The organism is Pseudomonas sp. MF7453 (assembly GCF_016405455.1).
In the GTDB taxonomy this organism is placed as follows: domain Bacteria; phylum Pseudomonadota; class Gammaproteobacteria; order Pseudomonadales; family Pseudomonadaceae; genus Aquipseudomonas; species Aquipseudomonas paralactis.
Genome location: NZ_JAEKCN010000006.1, coordinates 41,131 through 63,410 on the forward strand (window position 1 = coordinate 41,131; position 22,280 = coordinate 63,410).

The 22,280-nt window shown below is 57.8% G+C and carries 14 protein-coding genes; 5 read left to right on the plus strand and 9 right to left on the minus strand.

The window, feature by feature from the left end:
• Positions 1 to 49 precede the first annotated feature (49 nt).
• The 4 genes from efeO (JFT63_RS11145) to efeU are packed head-to-tail and all read right to left on the minus strand — an operon-like array spanning position 50 to position 4,269.
• Positions 50 to 868: an iron uptake system protein EfeO gene (gene efeO, locus JFT63_RS11145; protein ID WP_057702980.1), complete on the minus strand. Its 819-nt coding sequence runs from the start codon at positions 866 to 868 to the stop codon at positions 50 to 52.
• 24 nt (positions 869 to 892) lie between these two features.
• Positions 893 to 2,197 (minus strand): iron uptake transporter deferrochelatase/peroxidase subunit, encoded by a 1,305-nt coding sequence (efeB, locus tag JFT63_RS11150; RefSeq protein ID WP_198843942.1) that lies wholly within the window; start codon positions 2,195 to 2,197, stop codon positions 893 to 895.
• 13 nt (positions 2,198 to 2,210) lie between these two features.
• A complete protein-coding gene (efeO, locus tag JFT63_RS11155; protein ID WP_057702982.1) occupies positions 2,211 to 3,413 on the minus strand; it encodes an iron uptake system protein EfeO in 1,203 nt (400 codons plus the stop codon).
• A gap of 10 nt (positions 3,414 to 3,423) precedes the next feature.
• A complete protein-coding gene (gene efeU / locus JFT63_RS11160; RefSeq protein ID WP_057702983.1) occupies positions 3,424 to 4,269 on the minus strand; it encodes an iron uptake transporter permease EfeU in 846 nt (281 codons plus the stop codon).
• Positions 4,270 to 4,438: 169 nt separating this feature from the next.
• Here efeU and JFT63_RS11165 point away from each other — a divergent pair, with 169 nt between their 5' ends.
• The gene (locus JFT63_RS11165; RefSeq protein ID WP_198843943.1) at positions 4,439 to 5,458 is read left to right on the plus strand and encodes an AraC family transcriptional regulator; all 1,020 of its coding nucleotides are present in this window, start codon (positions 4,439 to 4,441) and stop codon (positions 5,456 to 5,458) included.
• A 131-nt stretch (positions 5,459 to 5,589) separates the two neighbouring features.
• Positions 5,590 to 8,997 carry a hypothetical protein gene (locus JFT63_RS11170; protein ID WP_198843944.1) on the plus strand — a complete coding sequence of 1,136 codons (3,408 nt, stop codon included), beginning with the start codon at positions 5,590 to 5,592 and terminating at the stop codon, positions 8,995 to 8,997.
• Between the two features lie 387 nt (positions 8,998 to 9,384).
• On the opposite strand, the gene JFT63_RS11175 is transcribed toward JFT63_RS11170, so the two are convergent.
• The 4 genes from JFT63_RS11175 to JFT63_RS11190 all read right to left on the minus strand — a co-directional run bounded on the left by JFT63_RS11175 (position 9,385) and on the right by JFT63_RS11190 (position 16,305).
• Positions 9,385 to 10,800 carry an efflux transporter outer membrane subunit gene (locus JFT63_RS11175; protein ID WP_198843945.1) on the minus strand — a complete coding sequence of 472 codons (1,416 nt, stop codon included), beginning with the start codon at positions 10,798 to 10,800 and terminating at the stop codon, positions 9,385 to 9,387.
• On the minus strand, positions 10,797 to 13,976 hold the full coding sequence (locus tag JFT63_RS11180) for an efflux RND transporter permease subunit (protein ID WP_186562703.1): 3,180 nt from the start codon (positions 13,974 to 13,976) through the stop codon (positions 10,797 to 10,799). Before JFT63_RS11180 ends, JFT63_RS11175 begins: the two co-directional genes overlap by 4 nt.
• Before the next feature lie 12 nt (positions 13,977 to 13,988).
• Complete coding sequence (gene mexE / locus JFT63_RS11185) at positions 13,989 to 15,230, minus strand: multidrug efflux RND transporter periplasmic adaptor subunit MexE (RefSeq protein ID WP_198843946.1); 1,242 nt, start codon at positions 15,228 to 15,230, stop codon at positions 13,989 to 13,991.
• A 178-nt stretch (positions 15,231 to 15,408) separates the two neighbouring features.
• Complete coding sequence (locus tag JFT63_RS11190; protein ID WP_198843947.1) at positions 15,409 to 16,305, minus strand: LysR substrate-binding domain-containing protein; 897 nt, start codon at positions 16,303 to 16,305, stop codon at positions 15,409 to 15,411.
• A gap of 527 nt (positions 16,306 to 16,832) precedes the next feature.
• Between JFT63_RS11190 and JFT63_RS11195 the strand changes: the two genes are divergently transcribed.
• Positions 16,833 to 17,606: an ion channel gene (locus tag JFT63_RS11195; RefSeq protein WP_198843948.1), complete on the plus strand. Its 774-nt coding sequence runs from the start codon at positions 16,833 to 16,835 to the stop codon at positions 17,604 to 17,606.
• A gap of 337 nt (positions 17,607 to 17,943) precedes the next feature.
• Here JFT63_RS11195 and JFT63_RS11200 read toward each other — a convergent pair whose 3' ends face one another.
• A complete protein-coding gene (locus tag JFT63_RS11200) occupies positions 17,944 to 18,858 on the minus strand; it encodes a LysR family transcriptional regulator (protein WP_057702989.1) in 915 nt (304 codons plus the stop codon).
• Positions 18,859 to 19,126: 268 nt separating this feature from the next.
• Here JFT63_RS11200 and JFT63_RS11205 point away from each other — a divergent pair, with 268 nt between their 5' ends.
• Both JFT63_RS11205 and JFT63_RS11210 read left to right on the plus strand, forming a co-directional pair.
• Positions 19,127 to 20,149 carry a zinc-dependent alcohol dehydrogenase family protein gene (locus JFT63_RS11205; RefSeq protein ID WP_057702990.1) on the plus strand — a complete coding sequence of 341 codons (1,023 nt, stop codon included), beginning with the start codon at positions 19,127 to 19,129 and terminating at the stop codon, positions 20,147 to 20,149.
• Between the two features lie 703 nt (positions 20,150 to 20,852).
• The gene (locus tag JFT63_RS11210) at positions 20,853 to 22,277 is read left to right on the plus strand and encodes a hypothetical protein (protein WP_198843949.1); all 1,425 of its coding nucleotides are present in this window, start codon (positions 20,853 to 20,855) and stop codon (positions 22,275 to 22,277) included.
• Positions 22,278 to 22,280 lie beyond the last annotated feature (3 nt).

The window sequence follows — 22,280 nt, forward strand, 5'->3', positions numbered from 1 at the left end:
ACACCCAGGCTCTTCAACAGGGCCTGGGTGTTTTTTTGCACGGTAATCTTTAGTTCAAACCCAGTTTGCCGCGCAGCATCGACAAGTCTTCAGCCAGGGTATTGACCGGGCCTACCAGGGCCTTGCGGTCGTTATCCTTGACCTTGTCGTAGGTTTCAAAGCCGCCATCCTGAGTCTTGTACTTGGCCAGGATCTTGTCGACGGTTGCGAAGTTCTTGTCGACCTTGGCCAGGAAAGCCTGGTCCTGCTGCCCGATCTGGCCACGGAACAGATCGACGATTTTCTTTGCGCCGTCGATGTTGCCCTGGAAGTCATACAGGTCGGTATGGCTGTAGCGATCTTCTTCGCCGGAGATCTTGGTGGCAGCGACTTCTTCCAACAGCGCCGCGGCGCCGCCGACGACTTTTTCCGGCGGGAAGGTCAGGCCATCGACCCGCGTCTTGAGATCGTTCACATCGGTATTGAGCTTGGCGGTGAGGGCTTGCAGGCCCTTGGTCGAGTTCTGCGCGAACAGTGCATATTCAATCCGATGAAAGCCGGTGAAATCTTCGGCCGTCACACCTTTTTCATGGTCGTCGACCCGCGAGTCGATGGATGCGTCAAGATCGCTGAACAGCTCGGCAATCGGCTCGATGGCTTCATAGTGCACGCGGGTCGGTGCGTAGAGCTTCTTGGCGGTGGCCAGGTCGCCTTTATTGATGGCGTCGGTAAACGCCTGGGTCTGGGTCACCAGTTCACCGATTTCTTCGGTGACGTAGATCTTGTAGTCCGATACCGGGCCTACCAGGTCGAGCGGCGCGGTAGCGGCGAAGGCTGCCAGCGGGGATAGGCTCATTAACAACGACAACGCGATAGACGACTTCTTCATGGGGTGCATTCCGCTCTGGTGTGTTCAGGTCTTGGCAGGGGTAGGTGAGTGCGTTGCAGCAAGCAGCGTGCGCCCGATGAAATCCTCAGGTCCGGTGACGCCGGGCAAGGTAAAGAAATAGCCGCCGCCGACCGGCTTGAGGTATTCCTCCAGAGGTTCGCCGTTGAGCCGCGTTTGCACGCTGATAAAGCCTTTCTCCAGGTCAGCCTGATAGCAGATGAACAACAGGCCCATGTCCAGCTGACCGTTTTTATTGACGCCGTTGGAGTAGTTGAACGGCCGCCGCAGGATCAGGTTGGCCTGGGTCTGCGGGGTGCGCGGGTTGGCCAGGCGGATGTGCGCATCGAGCTTGGTCAACTTGCCATGCGGGTCTTTGCTGTAATCCGGCACCTGGGTTTCATGCTGACCATCCATGGGCGCGCCAGTAGGCTTGACGCGGCCGATGATGCTTTCCTGTTCTTGCAGTGGGGTGCGGTCCCAGCGCTCGACAAAGTTGCGGATGATGCGCACCGCCTGGTAACTGCCATGGGCCGCCCAGGCCGGTTCGTCGCTGGTCGGTTGCACCCAGACGATCTGGTCCATGGCCTTGGCATCGTTGGAGTTGGGGTTGGCCGAACCGTCGCGAAAGCCCAGAAAGTTACGCGCACTCTGTGCCGGTTCGCCGGGCTTGGCCGGGGCCTGGGGCGGCACGCTGCCTTCCTGTTTCCAGCGCACCAGCAGCAAGTCGGGCAGGTTTTTCACGATATCGCGCAGGGCATGGATGTTGGTGTCGGGCGTGTTGGAACTGAACTGCAGGCTCAGGTCGCCATGGCACTGCGCCGGCTCTAATGCATCGTTGGGAAAGCCAACCATGCGGCTCAGGCGCTTTGGTTTGACGGCGCTGAGGCCGAAGCGCTCATCGAACAATGATTCGCCGACCGACACGGTGATGGTCAGGTTATCTGGCGTAACCACCGGGCCGAGGATGCCGGAGTCGGTGGGCGGCAGTTTCGGATCGACCTGCGCCACGGTGCCGCCGCTCATCAAGAATGCGATGCGCTCGTTCAAGGTGCGGAACAAACGCTCCAGATCCTCACGGTCGCTGGCCAGTACGTCGAAGGCCACCACCATGCCGCAGGCCGGGCGCGGGGTGACAATGCCGCTCTGATGCTGACCGAAAAAAGCCTGGTGGTCGTGGGTCTTGTCACTGCGCGGTGCGCTGGTGACTTGCTCGGCCGCTGCGGCCATGGCCGGGCAGGTCAAGGTGCTGCCGGCGATGGCCGCGCCGGTGGCGGCCATGCCCAGCAGGACACGGCGGCGCCCAAGGTTTAGCTGTTCTGAATCACTCATGTATGTGTTCGTCTCACTGCAGGCCGGAAAGGCCAAGGGCGGGGTCGATTCCATCGAGTGCGGCGGCCAGTGCCTTGGCCTTGTCGGCGATCTGCTGGCGCTGATCGGCGGTAATGCTGTCGTAGGTGCTATAGGTATTGCCGACTTTGAATGCAGCAAGTTGGGCGTCGAAGGCATTCAGCGCGCTGTCGATAGTGGGCAACAAGCCTGCTGCGGACTTGCCCAGGAGCGGGCGCATCAGGTCGACCACTTTACGAGCGACGTCCAGGTTGGCAGCAAAGCCGTTCAGGTCGATATGGCTGTAGCGCTCCTCTTCGCCGCTGCTGGCACGTACCTGCGCCAGGCTGTTGAGGTTGCGCACTACAATGCTCACCAGTTGCTCCGGGGGCAGCGATTGCGCCAGCAACTGTTGCTTGAGCGTGGTGACGTCGGCCACCAGCCGTTGCGCGACCGGCGCCAGGCCGTCGAGGCTGTGCTGCTGGAACAGCCCGTATTCGAGGCGGTGAAAGCCGCTGAAGGCGGGGTCCTGCTCACGTTTTTCGAAGTAGTCGGCGCGGGCGTTGATTGCGTTATCCAGTTCGGCCAGGCGTTGAGAGGCAGGCGCCAGGCGCTGATATGCCTCACGGGCTGGCACATACAGGGCCTGCGCCTGGGCCAGATCACCGGCGTCGATAGCCTGTTGCAGCGCCGTCACGGCCTTGATCAGCGCACTGCCCTGGCCGCTCAGGTACACACGGAACTCCGACAATGGGCCGATAAACGCCACCATCGACGGCTTGGCTTTGGCCTGGGCGTCGGACGCTGCGGTGGGGGTGACATGCAAGGTGCCACGCGGGTTGCTCAACAGGCCACAGGTAATGGCGTAGTCACCGGGCAACAGGTTGGCGTTGATCACCTGGCTCAGGCCCGGCGCAATGTTTTCCCGTTCCTCGACCACCAGCACACCGTCGAGGATTTCCCACTCCACTGCGCGATCGGAGCGGTTGATGATGCGAAAGCTTGCACGCCCGGCCGGCACGGTGAGGGCGTTGGGCTCGCAGGCGTGGGCGTGGATGGTCACCGCGATTTCATTGTGGTTGGTCTGGCGCTTGGTCGCGGCCAATTGTGAGGCGTAGTAGAACAGGCCACCGGCGGCGATCATCACCACCACCGAGCCGGCCACACCCCAACGCAAGGCGCGGGAGGGTGGGGCCGATTGAGGGGTTGGTTTGGACAAGAGACGGTCCTTACTGGCTGGAAACGGAAGAAGTCGTGGCGACGGGCTTGGCGGGGGCTGCGGGCAGGAAGAACATCACCAGGGCCACCACCAGGTAAATCACATAGGCACCCAGGGTGCTGACGGTTGGCGCTTCCTGGTAACCGAACATGCCGGCCAGTACCGAGCCCAACGGGCTATCCATGGGCAACGCAGCGCTGAAATCGAACAGCACGGTTTGCCAGTGGTTCCACACACCGGCCTCATGCAGCGCTTGCACCGAATTGGCGAGAATGCCGGCCGCCACCACCAGGATGAACAAGCCGGTCCAGCGGAAAAACGCGCCGAGGTTCAGGCGCATGCTGCCGGAGTAAATAAGAAAGCCTATGACAATGGCCAGAACCAGGCCGAGCAGGGCACCTATCGGCGCGCCCATGCCTTCGCTCTGCTGGAACACCGCCAGCAGAAAGAACACCGTCTCCAACCCTTCGCGGGCCACGGCAAAGAACACCATGGCGATCAGCGCGAATACCTGGTGCCGGGAGCCGGCCAGTGCATGGTCGAGGGACTCATGCAACGCGTGTTTGATCGAGCGCGCCACCTTGCGCATCCAGAACACCATGGAACTGAGAATGCCCACGGCGACGAGCCCTACAATGCCTTCGAACAATTCCTGCTGCTTTTGCGGGAATTCGGCGCTGACCAACTCAAGGCCGCCACCGACCAGCAAGGCGAGGGCAGCGGCAAGGAAGACGCCGATCCACACGGCGGGCATCCACTGGCCGCGCCCGGTCTGCTGCAAGTAACTGGCGATGATGCCAACGATCAAGGCGGCTTCAATGCCTTCGCGCAGCATGATTAAAAAAGGAACGAGCATCGGGCACCGGGGCGTAACTAGTTAGGAAGCTAAGTTGTAACATAATGATACTCATTGCTAAACAAGAAATATTGACCTTTGCTGAACGTGGGCTGAACAGTGGTGGCGAAGCGCAACCGCCCTTATGATGCAGGCCACGTAGGTACACGTCGGATTGGCCAACACCCCCATGTCAGAAAAAGACACCATCTCCATCCATCTTGTGCGCGAAGCCTTGCTGCAAAGCTGTGCGCCTGGAGCGCCCACCGTTGAGGCATTGAGTAAAGTCGGGATTGACCCTGCGTTGCTTGAACAGCCAGACGCCCGTGTCCCGGCCGCGGCCTACGCGCGCCTTTGGCGTTTGCTGGCGCGGCGCAGGGACGATGAGTTTTTTGGCATGGACCCGCGCGCGCTCAAATCCGGCAGTTTGGCGTTTCTGTGCCGTGCAGCCATGGCGCAACCGAACCTGGCGGCGGGCCTTGAAACCGGCCTGGGTTTTCTCTCGTTGATGCTGGAGCACATGCCAGCCCAACTGATTCGCCAACAGAGCGTCGCGGAAGTCGTCTTGCTCGAACCCGAACCTAAACGCGCGTTTACCTATTTCACCTATTGGATGATCGTCCACGGCGTCGCTTGTTGGCTGGCGGGTCGGCGGATTCCGATCCTCGCCATTGAACTGCGCTGCCCGCCACCGGAGTTTTGCGACGATTATCGTGTGGTGTTCTCCGACAACCTGCGCTTCGACCGGCCACGTACGCGCATGATCTTTTCCGCTGACTGCCTGAACCTGCCGGTAAAGCGCAGCCCGGAAGAACTCAAGCGGTTCCTGGCACACGCGCCGGCCAACATACTGGTCAAGTACCGCGACCCGACGAGCCTGGCCAATCGCATCAAAAATGATCTGCGCCATATGCCTGCCGATACGTGGCCGGAAACTGAAGGCTTGGCCGCCAACCTGTGTATTTCGGCGTCGACCCTGCGTCGCCGGCTGGCAGATGAAGGCCAGACGTATCAGGGGCTTAAGGATAGCGTGCGCAAGGAGTTGGCGATTGTCTGGCTTGCCGAGGCCGATATCAGTTTTGTTGAAATTGCTGCGCGTCTTGGATTTGCTGATGTCAGCTCATTCTACAAAGCCTTTCGCAAATGGTCCGGTTCAAACCCGGGGCACTACCGCAGCTTGATCCTGAGTGACGCGTTGCCGCCTTTGTGAAGCAGGCTCATGCAATGACCCGCAGGAGGAAATTCGTACATACACTTGATCCACGCGGCCTCGGAAAAAGCCTATCTCGTTGCGATACGTGATTTTCAGACCATTAGGCTCCTTTTTTCTGGAGTACTTTAATGAGCTTATCCTCTGCTGATTTACGTAACAGTCCGCGCTTGTATTCATCAAATCCGCCTCCCGCTGAGCTGAACCTGGCGACGTCAACCCCTGAGTCGGGCAAGCCAGTTGTTGCCGTTAAAACAACCGCTGAAGCTGACACTGAACTGGCCACCATGCTGGCAGATAGTCACCAGGACGACTGGAGCTCTCAACGTTTGCCGCCGGAGTCGTCATTTGCCCAGTGGAGAGGCCGTTTTGATAAAGCGTTGAGCTCGCCGGCCATGCAGGCGTGGATCAGCGCGCAAAATTTCCAGGCGCCCAGGCTCCACATAGTGGGGACCACCCTGACGGTAAAAGAGTATTCCGGCAAAATCACTACGTTTACCCCTTCTGATGGCAGTGGTTGGTGGCCGATCGGACGGCAAGTGATCGCCAGTGCTGCCATGCTTGATCCGCATGGAAAGGATCTGAGCATGCCCGGATCCAGGGTTATTCCCGCTGAGATCGCGGCGTTCTACGGCGTACGCTGGCCGATCAACAAGGCCGATGAAGAAGCACTCAAAGCCAACGGTTTTCCGGAGGATGACCCCCTGCGCTCACCTGAAATGCGCGCGCTGGCAGAGCGTGAGTTTATGGATGTAGAAAATGAAAGCGCATTGATAAAGACGCTGCTCAATGAGCTCAAGGGCAAACCAGATGACGAGGACATCGACCTCAGAGCGATTTCCCAGAAAATTGCACCGGGGTCGTCACTTGGCATTGCCAATCGCTCGGGGCTCAGAATATTGAAGCGCTTGATGCGTGACCCGCTGATGGCACCCATCTTGAGCGAGAAAGGGATAGATGTGAATGCGAAGTTTCGTTTGGAGAATGGGCTGTTTATGGTATGCGCCAACGGCGCATCTGGCCCGTGGCATGAGGTGACGGAGTCAGTGCTGGCCCACCCAACGCTTGCGCAACTGCTCAACACTGCCATTGAGCAATCGCAAACAACCGGACAAATAATCAGACAACAATCAGTCGGCGATATGTGGCAATTGCTTCGGTTTGCAACGTGGAAGGAGTTACCCGCTATCAATACGGCTGGCGAGTTGCGCAACATCTTGAACTGGAAACTCAACCCGCTGCCACCAGAACCCGCAATGGGCGGCTATGCCCGCAATTTTTTGGAAGATAAGCAATCACCCGACTCCCTGAGCGAGGAGCAACGTATCAGAGTCCGCCGGTCAGCCCCCGGCGCCAGCATACCGCCACAGTTGACACTGCTTGATTGCTCACCCAAACCCTGGGCAGGCCAGAGCCAGGAATACATCCGCGATAATGCCGACGAACTCATTAGCCAGGCATTGACTCAAGGCGCAGGACAGAGGCGCTGCGAGCCGATTCTTGCTGTATTGCAAGACGATTCGTCGCTAATCAAGAGTGTGTCCCCAGAGTATCGTCAACAATTGATCACGAGTCGCGATTTGCTCTGCATTGATCCAGAACTGGGTTCGAAACGTAATTATATTGCTGGCTACAACCTCTATTCTGTCTCAAACACAGGAAAAACACTGAGCAATGTGCGTGCTGAGCTTACACAGCATCTTGCCACTACCACGAAGCTGCCAACGATTGAGGCGGAACTGATCACCCATATGATGTTGGCAACCAGTGCGCCGGAATTTTTGGCCAAGGGGGCAGGAGATATTCGAGTAGGGACATCGGCGCACGTGAACTTACGTATTCAAACCGCACTGGTGGAAATGGTGTCGCCAGGCAGTTCCCGTGATATGTCGGTGGATCAGATTTGTCAGAGAAGTTTCATGACGGTTTCGTCCTCCGATCACGACGAGGTAGTGGCGGTGGCCAGTGCAGGGCCAATTTATGATTGGGCGGTAGGTATAGGGGTGGTGGAGGCCGATGACAATTACTCGGATACTGGCGTTCAGCGAGCGCTGAGTGCATACAGTCAACGCATGGAGGAGTACAGTGGCGCAGTAGCGGAATACGAAAAAGAAAAATCAAATTTTAATACCCGCAGCGAGTTGGGCAATAAAGAGCTCGAAGCTAAATGCCCGGGGGAGACTGATTTTTTATATAAAAAAATAATGTCTTCGGGATCCAGTAAGTATACAGCGGGACTCCTTGGCCTCCTGTTGAAAACCGATACTGAAACGTTGTTGACAGGTGGCTACTCCATCAGCGAGTTATACCTGTCTGGTGTCTTGACGGCGCAAAATGTTGATAAGACAGACTGGGAGCTCCTGGATTCCAAGGACAAGGCAAGGTTTAAGGCGCTCGTTCAGAACATCAAGCAGTTGACACCGATCGAAAGTGTTTTTGATATCCCGTTTTCAAGGGCTACTACGGCCTTGGAAGCACTTAATGTCACGGCGATGAAAACGCAGCTGAGCGAGTTGCCCGTCGAAGACAGGCGCAGGCTTGAATTCGGCGAGGTATTTATATGCGGCGCCTCCTCGGAACAGGATGACGACATTACTGCAGAGGAGGCTCAGAAAAAGATAGGCCAGATTATATTTGCCAAAGATGAATTCGGCGCCAAGTGCTACGAGTTTTTTCCATTGGAAAATCGTTACGTAGAACGCCATGAGTTGCTCGCCCGGTTCCAGCGTATGGCCGAAAATAACAATGAAGCCATTCGTTTTTTGATTACCCTGCCAAAGAAAGATGCTCCGTCATTGCCTGTAGATATTAGTATAAAAGGGTACTTTGCCAAGCGCGAACGACCGAGTGATGTTGACGAATTTGTTCCAGATACCTATTCCTCCATCCGAACCAATGCAATTATTAAAGTGCTACAGGATGAAAAGTTGCTGATCAATCGCGAGGATTTGCTGAAGAACGCTAAAGGCCTTACAGCTAATGAGAGGTTTAAAATGATAGCTGATGGCGTAGAAACATTTGTCATTAATACCCTTGTACCTTTTAAAGGGAGCATAGAAGATATTGCCTCGGGTGATCGTAAGCGTCTTGTCATGGGGCTTATTGGGCTTGGATTAGAGCTTGTCGGCGCGCTGTTCGTAGTCGGGGGGGCTATCCGTAGTTTGGGGAAAGGTGCAACACTCCTCACCAAGGCGATGCATTTTGCCAAGATGACGATGTCCATGTTTAATCTTCCAGGGGCTGTTTATGGTACAGGTAAGTCTGTATTAAAACTCTCCGCCACGGGGGTTAAAACCTTGGCGGGACTGCCATCGAAAGCATTGGGTAAAGGTATTGTGACACTCAAGAGGTTGGCGCATGGTGGTTGCCGTAATACTCAGAACATAATTAAGCTTGGATCTAATAATGGCGCATCCAAAGAAGTAGTAAACCTAATGAAAAACACAGGTTTGGTGAACACCGCAATCGGCATAGACGCTTATGATCGTGAACCCTTGCCGCAAGAGTCGTCCGGCTCTGTCCCAGAATTGGTAGTTTAAACACCCCCCCCCTAAGTTATGCGTTGAGCAAGGATGCTCTTTACGAGCCTGTTCCAATAAGTAGCACACGTTACATTGACATAATCCTCTCGTCGCCACACCCACCGCAACCGGTTCTTACTTTCTCCTTAAACGGTTGTGAAGTTTCGGTGGTCCACGCAATTGTCATCTTTTACCCTCCAATTCCCGGGAACTAACCCTAGGGGCTTCTTGAATGCAATGCATCCCTGTTTAGGGCTTCTACTGATATTCGGAAATGACGGGTGAGGGAATGCAACAGTCTCTGATGTCTATACCTTTCAAATTAGCCCAAAAAAAGCCCCGCGACCGAATGAGCCGCAGGGCTAAAAATTGGCTGGATGCGACCAACCAAAGGAGCTCTTTACATCACTTGCCGCTGGCGACGACCGTGTCCGGCTGCCAGCCACCACCCAGGGCCTTGTAGATCGCGACAATGCCGCGATACAAGTCCACTTCGGCCTGGGCCTGGGCGTCTTCAGCCGCCAAGCGCTCACGTTGAGCATCGAGCAGCACGAGGAAGTCCACGGTGCCTTCGCGGTAGCGGATCGCGGCGAGGTCAGCGGCGGCGCGGCTGGATTCGCTCTGGCGTATCAGCGAGACCAGGCGTTGCTGACGCTTGCCGTAATCGCTGAAGGCGTTTTCGGACTCTTCCAGGGCCAGCAGCACTTGCTGTTCATAGGTTGCCAGGGCGCCGTCGGCCTCGGCATTCGCACCGCGTAAACGCGCACGCACGCTGCCCAGGTCAAACGCGGCCCAGGTAATGCTCGGGCCCAGGGACCAGGCATTCGCTGCAGCCGAGCCAATTTGCGAACCGCGCCCGGCGGTGAAGCCGAGGAAACCGCTGAGGCTGACCCGTGGGAACAGGTCGGCCTTGGCCACGCCGATACGTGCGGTGGCGGCGGCCAGTTTGCGTTCGGCGCTGAGGATGTCCGGGCGTCGTTGCAGCAGTTGCCCAGGGTCGCCAATCGGCAACGCCTTGGCAATCGCTGGCAGGTCTTTCGGGCTCAGGTCCACGCTCAGCTTGTCGGGGCGCTGGCCGAGGAGGGTGGCGATGCGGTTGCGCTCGCGCACTTGTTCGGCTTGCAGTTGCGGCACGCTGGCTTCCACCGCCGCCAGGCGCGCATCGGCACGTTCCACGTCGAGCTGATCGCCCACGCCCGCATCGCGCAGGCTGACGGTGATGGTGCGCGATTCCTGCTGGTTCTTCAGGTTGTCCAGGGCAATGCGTTCGCGCAGTTGCGCTCCACGCAGTTGACCGTAGGCATCCACCAGTTCGGCAATCATGGTGACTTGCAGTTGGTACAGGTCGGCTTCGGCCACCTGTTGGTCAGCGTCGCTGGCTTCCAGGTTGCGGCGGATACGTCCGAACAAATCCACTTCCCAGGCCATGTCCAGGCCCAGGTCATAGCGCTCGCTGTTGACACGCCTGGTGGTCTGCCCCGGAATCTGGCCCTTGCCCACATCGCTGCTGGCGCGGGAGGTGACCACCGGCATGATGTCGTTGGCCGCATCATCACGGATGGCCCGTGCCGCCCGCAGGCGGGCGAAGGCCACGCGCAGATCGCGGTTGCCGCTCAATGACTGGGTTACCAGTTGGTTGAGGGTCGGGTCGTCGAACTGCTGCCACCAGATACCTTCGTATTTGGCGTGGTCGTAGCTCTTGGTGTCGGCGGCGGCCGTGATATTGGCCGCCTCCAGTGGCTGGGTCTTATAGTCCGGGCCTACGGCACAGGCGGCGAGCGCCAGCACCAACAGGCTCGGCAGGAATACTTTCACACTCATTGCTGTGTCTCCAGCTTCAAGGCCTTGGCCGCTTTGCGCGCTTCCTGGCGCTCAACATAGCGACGGATCAGTACGTAGAACACTGGCGTCAGCAACAGACCGAAGAAGGTCACACCGATCATCCCGGAGAACACGGCCACACCCATGGCATGGCGCATCTCGGCACCGGCACCGCTGGACAGTACCAGCGGCACCACACCCATGATGAACGCGAACGAGGTCATCAGGATCGGCCGCAGACGCAGGCGGCAGGCTTCCAGTACCGCGGCGAGCGGGTCGAGGCCTTCCTGCTGTTTATCCTTGGCGAATTCGACGATCAGAATTGCGTTCTTGCACGCCAGGCCCACCAGTACGATCAGGCCGATCTGGGTGAAGATGTTGTTGTCGCCGCCCGAGATGATCACCCCGGTAATGGCTGACAGCAGCGTCATCGGTACGATCAGGATTACCGCCAGCGGCAGGCTCCAGCTTTCGTATTGGGCGGCGAGCACCAGGAAGGCCAGCAGTACGCAGAGCGGGAACACGAACAGCGCGGTATTGCCCGAGAGGATTTGCTGATAGGTCAGGTCGGTCCACTCGTAGGTCATGCCGTTGGGCAGTTCATCTTTGAGCAGTTTTTCAATCGCGGCCTGAGCCTGGCCAGAGCTGTAGCCCGGCGCGGCGTTGCCGTTGATTTCTGCGGTGATGAAGCCGTTGTAGTGCATGACGCGGTCCGGGCCCGAGGTGTCGCTGACCTTGATAAAGGTCGCCAGCGGGATCATCTCGCCTTTGTTGTTACGCACTTTCAGTTGGCCGATCTGGTCGGAGTCCTGGCGGAACTGTTGCTCGGCCTGCACGTTGACCTGGTAGGTACGCCCGAAGCGGTTGAAGTCGTTGGCATACAACGAACCCAGGTAGACCTGCAGCGTGTCGAAGATGTCGCTGATCGCCACGCCGTGGGTTTTGGCCTTTTCGCGGTCGATGGCGGCGTCGACTTGCGGCACGTTCACGGTGTAGCTGGTGAACAGGCCGAACAGTTCAGGCACGCTGTGACTCTTGGCAATCACGTTCTGCACTTCTTTGTACAGCTCGTCATAGCCGAGGTTGCCACGGTCTTCGATCTGCAGGCGGAACCCGCCGATGGTGCCCAGGCCCTGTACCGGCGGCGGCGGGAAGATCGCCATGTAGGCTTCTTCGATATTGGCGTATTGACCGTTCAGTGCACCGGCAATCGCACCGGCGGACATGCTCGGGTCTTTACGCTCATCAAAGGGCTTCAAGGTCACGAACACGATGCCGCTGTTCGGGCTGTTGGTGAACCCGTTGATCGACAGGCCCGGGAAGGCAATTGCGGCTTCCACGCCGGGTTGTTTAAGGGCGATCTCCGACATGCGCTTCATCACGTTTTCGGTGCGGTCCAGGCTCGCAGCGTCGGGCAGTTGGGCGAAGGCCACCAGGTACTGCTTGTCCTGCGCCGGTACGAAACCGGTCGGCGTGTGGGCAAAACCGAAGAACGTCAGCACCATCAAACCCGCGTAGACGAACAAGGCAATACCGCTGCCGCGAATCACTCGGCGTACGGTACCCACGTAGCCATGGCTGGCCTTTTCGAAAAAGCGGTTGAAGGGACGGAACAGCCAGCCCCCGAAGACCTTGTCGAGGAACTTGGAAAAACGATCTTTGGGTGCGTCGTGACCGCGCAGCAACACGGCGGCCAGGGCAGGGGACAGCGTCAACGAGTTGAACGCCGAGATCACCGTCGAGATCGCAATGGTCAAAGCGAACTGTTTGTAGAACTGCCCGGTCAAGCCACTGATGAAGGCGGCCGGGATAAACACCGCACACAGCACCAGCGCCGTGGCGATGATTGGGCCGGTAACCTCGCTCATGGCTTTTTCGGTCGCCGGGAACGGCTCCAGGCCAAGCTCGATATTACGCTCGACGTTCTCCACCACCACGATGGCGTCGTCCACCACGATACCGATGGCCAGCACCAGGCCGAACAATGACAGGGCGTTGAGCGAGAACCCGAACAGGTGCATCACCGCAAACGTACCGATCAACGATACCGGCACCGCCACCAAGGGGATGATCGAGGCGCGCCAGGTTTGCAGGAACAGAATGACCACCAGCACCACGAGGATCAGCGCTTCGAACAGCGTGTGCACCACCGCTTCGATAGAGCCGCGTACAAAGATGGTCGGGTCATAGGCGATACGGTAATCCATGCCCGCCGGGAAGCTCTTTTTCAGCTCGGCCATCTTGCTGCGCACATCGTTGGAGATGTCGATGGCATTGGAGCCGGGACGCTGGAAAATCGGAATCGCAACGGCGGGCTGGTTATCGATCAACGAGCGCAGCGCGTATTGGCTGGAGCCCAGTTCGACCCTGGCGATGTCTTTGAGGCGCGTGATTTCACCGTTGGCGCCGGCACGAATCACAATGTTCTCGAACTCTTCCTCGGTGACCAGGCGGCCCTGGGTATTGACCGACAACTGGAAGCTGGTGTCACTCGGCGCAGGTTGCGCGCCCAGGGCACCGGCAGCCACCTGACGGTTCTGCTCGCGGATCGCCGTCACCACATCGGTGGCGGTCAGGTTGCGGGAGGCGGTCTTGTTCGGGTCCAGCCACACGCGCAGGGAGTAGTCGCCCATGCCGAACAGCTGCACATCGCCAACGCCACCCAGACGGGCCAGCTCATCCTTGATATTGAGGATCGCGTAGTTGGACAGGTACAGCATGTCGTAACGCTGATCCGGGGAGGTCAAGTGCACCACCATGGTCAGGTCGGGGGACGCCTTGTCCACGGTGATACCGATGCGTGTCACTTCCTCAGGCAGTTTTGGCTGGGTGCGCGTCACACGGTTTTGCACCTGCACCTGCGCGTTGTCCAGGTCGGTGCCCAGGGCGAAGGTGATAGTCAGGGTCAGCTTGCCGTCGGCGGTGGACTGCGAGGACATATACAGCATGTTCTCGACACCGGTGATGGCTTGCTCCAGCGGTGCCGCTACGGTTTCACCGATGACTTTGGGGTTGGCGCCCGGGAAGTTGGCGCGTACCACCACAGTCGGCGGCACCACTTCCGGGTATTCGCTGATCGGCAATTGGAACAGCGAGATCGCACCGGCGATCAGGATCAACAGCGACAGCACCGCTGCGAAGATCGGCCGTGAAATGAAGAACTTGGAAAAATTCATCTTAAGTATCCCTTAACCGCGTGGAGTCGCGACGCTTGCGAGCTTGGGCGCGGGTTTTTCCGGCGCTACTTGCTCCAGGTTGCTGGCTTCAAGCGCTTGTCGTTGTTGGGCCAGGGCGGCGAGGGTTTCCTTGCTGGCCATCGGGATGGTTTCCGGCGCCACCGGTGAGCCAGGGCGCACGCGTTGCAGGCCCTTGACGATCACGGTGTCATCCTTGGTCAAGCCGCTGCGCACGATGCGCAAACCTTCGATCTTGGGCCCCAATTCCACCGCGCGATAAGCCGGCTTGTCGCCGTCCATCACCAGCACGAATTTCTTGCCCAGGTCAGTGCCGACGGCTTCGTCGTTGATCAACACGGCCGAGTAGGTGCCGCTGCCCACCAGCTTCAGGCGCGCATACAGACCCGGGGTGTATTCGCCCTTGCTGTTATCGAACACCGCACGGCCACGGATGGTGCCGGTGGACGGGTTGACCTGGTTGTCGACGAAGTTCATCTGACCCAGGTGCGGGTTGCCGGTCTCGTTGGACAGGCCCAGGTACACCGGTGTGGTTGCGCCACGACGGCCTTCACGGGCCAGTTCGGTGTACTTGAGGAAGACACGCTCGTCGGCGTCGAAATAGGCGTAGACCTTGTCGGTGGAGACCACACTGGTCAGCGCGGTGGTGTCGGCGGTCACCAGGTTACCGGCAGTGATTTCCGCTCGGCTGACGCGGCCGCTGATCGGCGAAGTGACACGGGTAAAGCTCAGGTTCAGGCGGGCCAGGTCCAACTGCGCCTGGATCCCGGCCATGGCGGCGCGGGCTTCCTGGGCGGCGGTGGTACGCGAGTCGGCCAGTTCAGCGGAGATCGCGTTGCTCTGGCGCAGGCGTTCGCCACGTTGCGCTTCGTTTTCGCTGCGGGTGGCGGCGGCTTTGGTCTGAGCCAACTGGGCCTCCAGGCGGCGTACTTCGGCCTGGAACGGGCGCGGGTCGATCTGGAACAGCAGGTCGCCTTTCTTGACCAAAGCGCCTTCAGTAAAAGCGACTTGGTCAATCTGGCCGGACACCCGAGGACGAATCTGCACGGTTTCCGGGGCTTCCAACCGACCGGTAAATTCGTCCCACTCGTTGACCGGCTGTTCCAATACCTTGGCCACGCTGACCTTGGCAGGGGGCATGGCGGCCGCTTGTTCGGGAGACTTGCCGCACGCGCTCATCACCACCACGGCCAGAATCGCCAGGGGGAAGCGTAAAAGTTTGAGTGACTGTTCCATGAAGTGCATCCGCCAATGTATTTGAGATGGGCGGATCATGCGCGGGGAGGCGGTATGTCACGAATCGAATGAAGCAAAGGTAACTATCATTCGGAATGATATAAGCGAGGAGTCAGCCCTCTAGCATAGGGGTTTCGTTAGGGAGCTATCAACGGCCTTGATGACAAAACACTGTTGCCTAAGGCGCATCGAATGCCTCACCCAGAAAATCGATCAAGGCACGCACCGACGGCATCAGCCCACGTCTGGATGGAAACACCGCCGTGATAACGCCATGTGCGGGTTGCCACTCAGGCAGCACGACAACCAGGCGCCCAGCGGCGACGTCCTCTTTGACCACCACCCACGGCAGGTTGGCGATGCCTACACCCGCCAGAGTGGCGTCTTTGAGGGTCGGCACATCATCGCTGGCCAAGCGCGGCGTGTGCTGAATCTGCGTCGTCGCGCCATCCTGGCCGGTCAGTTCCCACAGGTACTGAAGCATCGGGTTGCCCCAATGCACAGTAGGCAGCGCGGCAAGATCGGCAGGTTGCGAGGGCAGAGCATAGTCCTGCAAAAAAGCCGCGCTCGCCACCAGCACCTGGGTGCTCTTACCCAGTAGTTTCATCACCAGTTCACTGCTTTCCAGCGGCGGAAAGCACAGGCTCAAGGCAATGTCATAGCCCTCGGCAATCACGTCGACCTTACGGTTAAAGCTCTTCACATTCAGTTCGACGTTGCCGCACTGCGCCATGAATTGCGCCAGCATCGGCGCCACCCAATAGTTGAGGAGCGCGGTAGTGCAGCTCAAACGAATCAAGCCGCGCGGCTCTGACTGGTTGAAGGCCACCACCTCTTCCGCCGACTCGGCCTCGGCAATCATCGACACACAATGCCGATAGTAAGCCAGGCCGACATCAGTGACCTGAAACTGGCGCGTTGAGCGCTGGATCAGCCGCGCCCCAAGCCTTGCCTCAAGCTGGCCGACCCTGCGACTCAAGGTTGACTTGGGCAGGTTCAACGCCCGGCCGGCCGCTGCAAAGCCGCCGTGCTCGACCACCTTGGCGTAGAGGAAGAGTTCGTTGAGGTCGAACATGGGCTGTGTTCCATTTTTGGGATGACCGAGCATAAACCAGCTTGGCTCGGAGGGGGGGCGATCTGATTTTCCGAGTAGGCGTTCGCCTGCCGACCAAGCCGCTGATCTTCGCCTCATCACTTCACTGGCATTCTGACAGCGGCCAGACTTCGCCACGTCAAGCATCTCCTCTTTCTCTTTGGTATCCTTTTGAGGGGCAGGGCTCGGCTGCTTGCTCGACTCGCAGACCCGCAATGCTGATTTAGCGTCTTTAAGGCGTGCTCCGTAAGGGGTGTTTTCCATTGGTCCTGCGAATTGACCGCTTCACCCGGATATCTATGGATGGGGGATGTGGGGAGCCAAATATATGGATTAAGCCGGAGGCCCCCAAGGACTGAATGGTCTGTTACGCCTTAATAATTCATCTCCAGCCCTGAGGGCACAACCAGTGGTTTCTTGGTATGGCTCAGGTGACGTGGTTGCCATTGCAAATGGACGCATTCGGCTCATGGCCGTTTGGTTAGAAATAACATAAAAAGGAATGAAGTATGAGTGGTTGTGCGTTAAATAAGAAAGCAGATAGAGATTTGAAAGATAGAGAATTATCAAAGGTTGTTCAGTCTATCATTATGGCCGTGATTGGAATTGCACTGGCGGTGGCGCTCTATACGGTAGCTTCAGTTGATAGTTGGATCTGTGGTTATTCTGCGATAATTGTGCTGTATGTTTTGTTTACTGTTCTCATATTTTCTATTATTAGGCCTTCCGCTTGGGAAGGGAGTATCGTTTTTCTGTTTTTTACCATGATAGCGCTGTTGTTTATATTTTTATTTTCAGCGCTTTATTATAAGCACGGGCTGTCCAGCGCTGGAAGTGATCAGTTTAGCCTTCTGAGTGGTTATACAAGTCTGGAAAGCGTGTATTTTTCCACCGCCGTTTTCACTACATTGGGTTTTGGTGACATTCTACCGTCCGGAACTGCCGGAAAAGTGGTGGCAGCGACCGAAGCAGTGATGGGCATGACCTACGGAGCTACGGCAATTATCACGTTCTTAGGCCACAAAGGTTGGGTGGCTGCGAGGGGAGTGGAAAGTACGCCGAGTACCACTGAGTGCCCCGCGATAGACCTCACCGGCTTAGCATTGCGTGACATACAATCCGATCAGAATAAGGCTCTTGAAGATATATCATCAACCTTGGCCAAGCTACGCACACAGCTTCAATCAGCCCATACTATCAATCGATTGGCGATCGTATTTGCCGCTCTAGGTGGCGCACTGTTAGTTTCGCTGGGTTACTGGATAGGTCGCCTCACCATTTGATGGTGTGGGGCTCATTCGCGCTATATTGGAACGTCGGCCTCAATGATTCTGACCAGGGCAATCTGCCCCGTATCCGAGATACGTTATGAACTCAGAATTGAACGAAATAGAGATGAGGCGAGCGTAATTTGGTACTCGGACGCTTGTGGCGCGAACCTTGGTACTGACAGTTGGTGGGAGTGGTCGTGCGTCATGAGTTTAGTCGCTCAGTGATGAGCCCTGTGCGCGCCCGTGCTTGGATTGAAGTGCGTTTTTGCTATCTGGTTTCGGCCAGTCAGCATGAGCTGCGCATGTTTTTTGGTTAATGGCTGAGGTAATGATCAGTGCCATACGACGCCTAAAGACTATCCGGATCCCCAAAAAACATCTGAATCCGCGACCGCAACCACCGCTCCCCCGGATCATTATCCTGCGACCCGCGCCACGCCATATGCAATTCAAACGAGCGCACCGGCAGCGGCGGGTCTTCCGCGCGTAACCCGCCCGCCGAGGTCAGCGCTTCAGCCGCATAATCCGGCACCGTCGCCAGAATGTCCGTGCCCGCCAGCAAGGTGCCCAGCCCGTTGAACTGCGGCACGGCCAGTACCACGTGGCGCTTGCGATCGAGCTTTTCCAGCTCTTCATCAATAAACCCGCTCAGGTCGCCGGCGAATGACACCAGTGCATGAGGACGTGAGCAGAAGTCGTCCAGGCTCAGTGAGCCGGGTACGCTGTCGGCGCGCAGCAGTTTTGGCAGGCTGCGGCGCAGTACCTTGCGCTTGGCATTGGCGGGCAGGTCGGCGGTGTAGCTGACGCCGATGGAGATTTCACCGGAGGCGAGCAGGCTGGGCATCAGGATGTAATTGACGCGACGTACCACCAGCACAATGCCGGGGGCTTCGGAGCGCAGGCGTTTGAGCAGCTGCGGGAGCAGGGCGAATTCCACGTCATCGGACAGGCCAATGCGAAACACTGCGGTGCTGGTGGCCGGGTCGAATTCGGCGGCGCGGCTGACGGCGGTGGAAATCGAGTCCAGGGCCGGGGAGAGCAGGGCGAAGATTTCCACGGCGCGGGCCGAGGGTTCCATGCTGCGTCCGGTGCGCACGAACAGCGGGTCATCGAACAACCCGCGCAGGCGCGACAAGGCCGCGCTGATGGCCGGCTGGCCGAGGAACAATTTCTCGGCGGCGCGGGTCACACTGCGCTCATGCATCAAGGTTTCGAATACGATCAAGAGGTTAAGGTCGACACGACGCAGGTCGTTACGGTTCATCTTGTGTCCTGGAAGAGTCTGCAAACTTGATGTGAGCGGCCACACAGAAACCCATGAGGTTCTATTCAGACGCGTGACCGGCATGAATCTTACGGGGAAAGGCTGGTACTCTGCACCGGCTAATTGATTTTTCCTTCGATAGTTGAGGTGTGCTCCTCCTTCGCGGAATCAATGACAGGCATGTCGACTATTAACGGCGACCGGTGGTCTTACCTGGAAAGCCCAGATAAAGTTCATGGCATTAGAGGTTACTTTGACGAGGTTTGCGATGTCCCGCACGATCCGTTTTCACAAGTTTGGTCCGGCCGAGGTGCTCAAATGCGAAGAGCATGCAGCCGCGCAGCCCGCACCGGGCGAAGTGCAGGTGCGTGTCGAGGCAATTGGCATCAGCTGGTACGACATTTTGTGGCGCCAGAACCTGGCGTCCTCCCATGCACGCCTGCCTTCGGGCCTTGGTCATGAAATGGCTGGCGTGGTGGTCGCCCTCGGTGACGGCGTGGATGATTTGGCAGTGGGCGATAAAGTGGCCAGTTTTCCGGCCGAGAGCCCCAATGATTACCCGGTGTACGGCGAGCAGATCGTCCTGCCCCGTTCGGCCCTGACCCGTTACCCGGATGTCTTGAGCCCGATTGAAGCCAGTGTGCACTACACGCCGTTGTTGATTGCCTACTTTGCCTACATGGATCTGGCGCGAGTCAAACCTGGGCAGTTTGCCTTGGTGACTGATGCCAGTCATTGTTCCGGCCCATCGTTTGTGCAACTGGGCAAGGCCTTGGGCGTGCGGGTGATTGCTGCCACCAAAGACAGCTCCGAGCGCGAATACCTGCTGTCCCTTGGGGCGGAAAAGGTCATCGTTACCGAAGAGCAAGACCTGCTTATGCAGATCAACAAGATCACCGATAACCGTGGCGTGGATGTGGTGTTCGATGGCTTGGGCGGCCCGCAGATGTCGCTGCTCGGTGACGTACTGGCACCGCGTGGCAGCCTGGTGCTGTATGGCCTGCAAGGTGGTAACCAGACGCCGTTCCCGGCCTGCGCGGCGTTTCAGAAGAACATTCAGTTCTTCGTGCACTGCATCGGTAACTTCACCGGCAAACCTGAGCTGGGCATCATCCAGGACCAGGTGGCAGTGCAGCGCGCCTTGCGTGATATCAACCAGTTGACTGCCGACCGGGTGCTTGTCCCACTGAAAACCACGGTGTTTCCGTTCGGTAAGTTCGTGGAAGCGCATCGGTATATGGACGAATGCCCGTGCCGCGAGCGTGTGGCGTTGCAGGTTGAAGCTGTTTGAGCTGTAGGACTATTCGCAAATGAATACATTGGCGTCCGAGCCTATGAGGCAAATACGCCATTTGACAGGGCTTAACCCGCACCGGGGTTGAGCCGCCGCGAGGGTGTCGCGCCCCGCAAACAATACCTTTTTTCCTTACGCCGCCCTGAAATCCAGCGCGGCGTTGTTGTGTGTGCGCCAATAAAGTTAGGTGGTCTGCTCATCTGAACTGCTTTCTGGCGTTGTTCTGTATCTGTTAATCATTATTTGAGTGCCGATAATTGTGTCTTCGCTGTCATCTCAAGGATTGAGCAATGATTGAATACCTGACATTAACGTCTCGCACCTATGAAACTAACGATGCACGGGTCGCTTTTTCAAAAGTGCAAAACAAATACGCAGTCGCTTTGCCTGAGCCCACAATGAGAGGGTAACTAATATGCGTCGGACGTTTCTTTAGTTGCTTAGTAAGAGTGGTGTAGGACGCTGTCAGAATATTCCTAAGGCTCACAGCCAGCCGCGCTGGAAGCCTTGCAGGCACAGGATTCAGCATTGAGAGAGCCATTGACCGCTTCTGTGAGCGGTCCTGCAAATTTGTTGCAGGGTGCTAATGTTGAATCAACCTCGCACGATGCAATTGACGACAAACCTATAGATGTAATGGGTCAAGCAACGACAATTGATAATTGCTTGGAACTAATATTTCAATTCAGGTAGTAGAACGATGAGCGCTATTCATGAGCAAGCCATGAACTATGTTTACCAGCAAGTTCTGCAACGGTTGGTCGGGCACTTTACGCGTGACGAACGTACCGCACTGCAACTGTTGATTCAGCGAATTGTGGTAGCGGCCGGGGGCATGGAACAAGTAGGCAACTACAAAGTGTTAATTGCTCACGGCGGGGGCGAGGTCAGCAGCTACACCCTGGCGCTGCTGCGTGCGGCGCAATTGAGCATCGCCGGGCGTGCCCCCAAGACTTTTCATCTGCGCGTGGCAACGCTGCGGCACCCGGGCATGACTCAGGCAACGCTTGATTCACTGCATCACAGCTATGGCGCGTTGTTCTTCCATGATGATTCTCGGGTGGAGCTGCTGATGGTCGAAAACCATGAGGTATTGCCCTTTAATCATCAGCGCCCGGCGTCCAGTGCCGGGCGTGAAGTCAGTCAGCGCAATATGCGGATGATAGGGCACCTGACATCCGGGGACATCCGCGCCATCCTGTGCAACGACGCGTATCTGGCCCTTGGGGATTTCTATCAGCGGGTCGCGACCTGGAACGGCGGTGTGCACGCTGTGGTCAGTGGCGATTCAGTGCGCAAGCAAAGCCAGTACATCGCGTGGCTGAAGAAAAATGCCCTGGCAACCGGGCTCGCGTTCGCGCCCGGCAAGCCGACATCGCTCAACGGGTTGTTTGCACGCATGGAAGAATGGAGCGTCGGCTGCTACCGCGACCTCTATGGCGAGCACTATGCGGGCACCGAGAGTCCCGGCCGAGGCGGGCACCGGCATCTGGCCTATATCGGTATTGCCGACCTGCTCGACGATGTCGACGTAGCCCGAGCGCCACTGCTTACTCAGTTTCTGGCTCACCGGCGGGATCCGTTCGAGTTCCAGTTCAGCCATCCGGCCTATCCAAATCCATTGCTCATGGCCCATTTGTATGGGTTGCAGGCCCAATGCCTGCGTGAGCTCTCCTATGAGCACGGCGTCGAAGGGTTTGTTCGTCAGGCGGCAGACTACATGCTGCGCAGACGCGTCCCTGTTGAGTTGATCACCGAGGCGTCCAGCCCGGATGGGCGGGTATTGTCGAACACCTACGGCCAAGAGTTTTTTGGTCTGGACGAAAGTCAGTTGACCTGCCTGTTGTTCGCGCCTTTCGTTCAGCATGGCGAACGGCTGGAGGGTTTCTTGCGTCAATGCCATCCGGGCATGTTGGTGGCGCTGCCCGAACTGCACAAGGCGCTGCAGGGCAAGCCTGCTGCGGACATGCTGCATCAGTGGCTGGTCGACACCAGTGGGTTGCCGCTGGCGTTATTGCAGCACCTGTATCGCAAGCGACCGCTGCAGGCTGCGCACGGCTCTGGTATCCACAAACAACTGTTTAGCCGGTCCGAGGCCCGGATCGCCCAAGTGTCGGGGCGCTAGCGG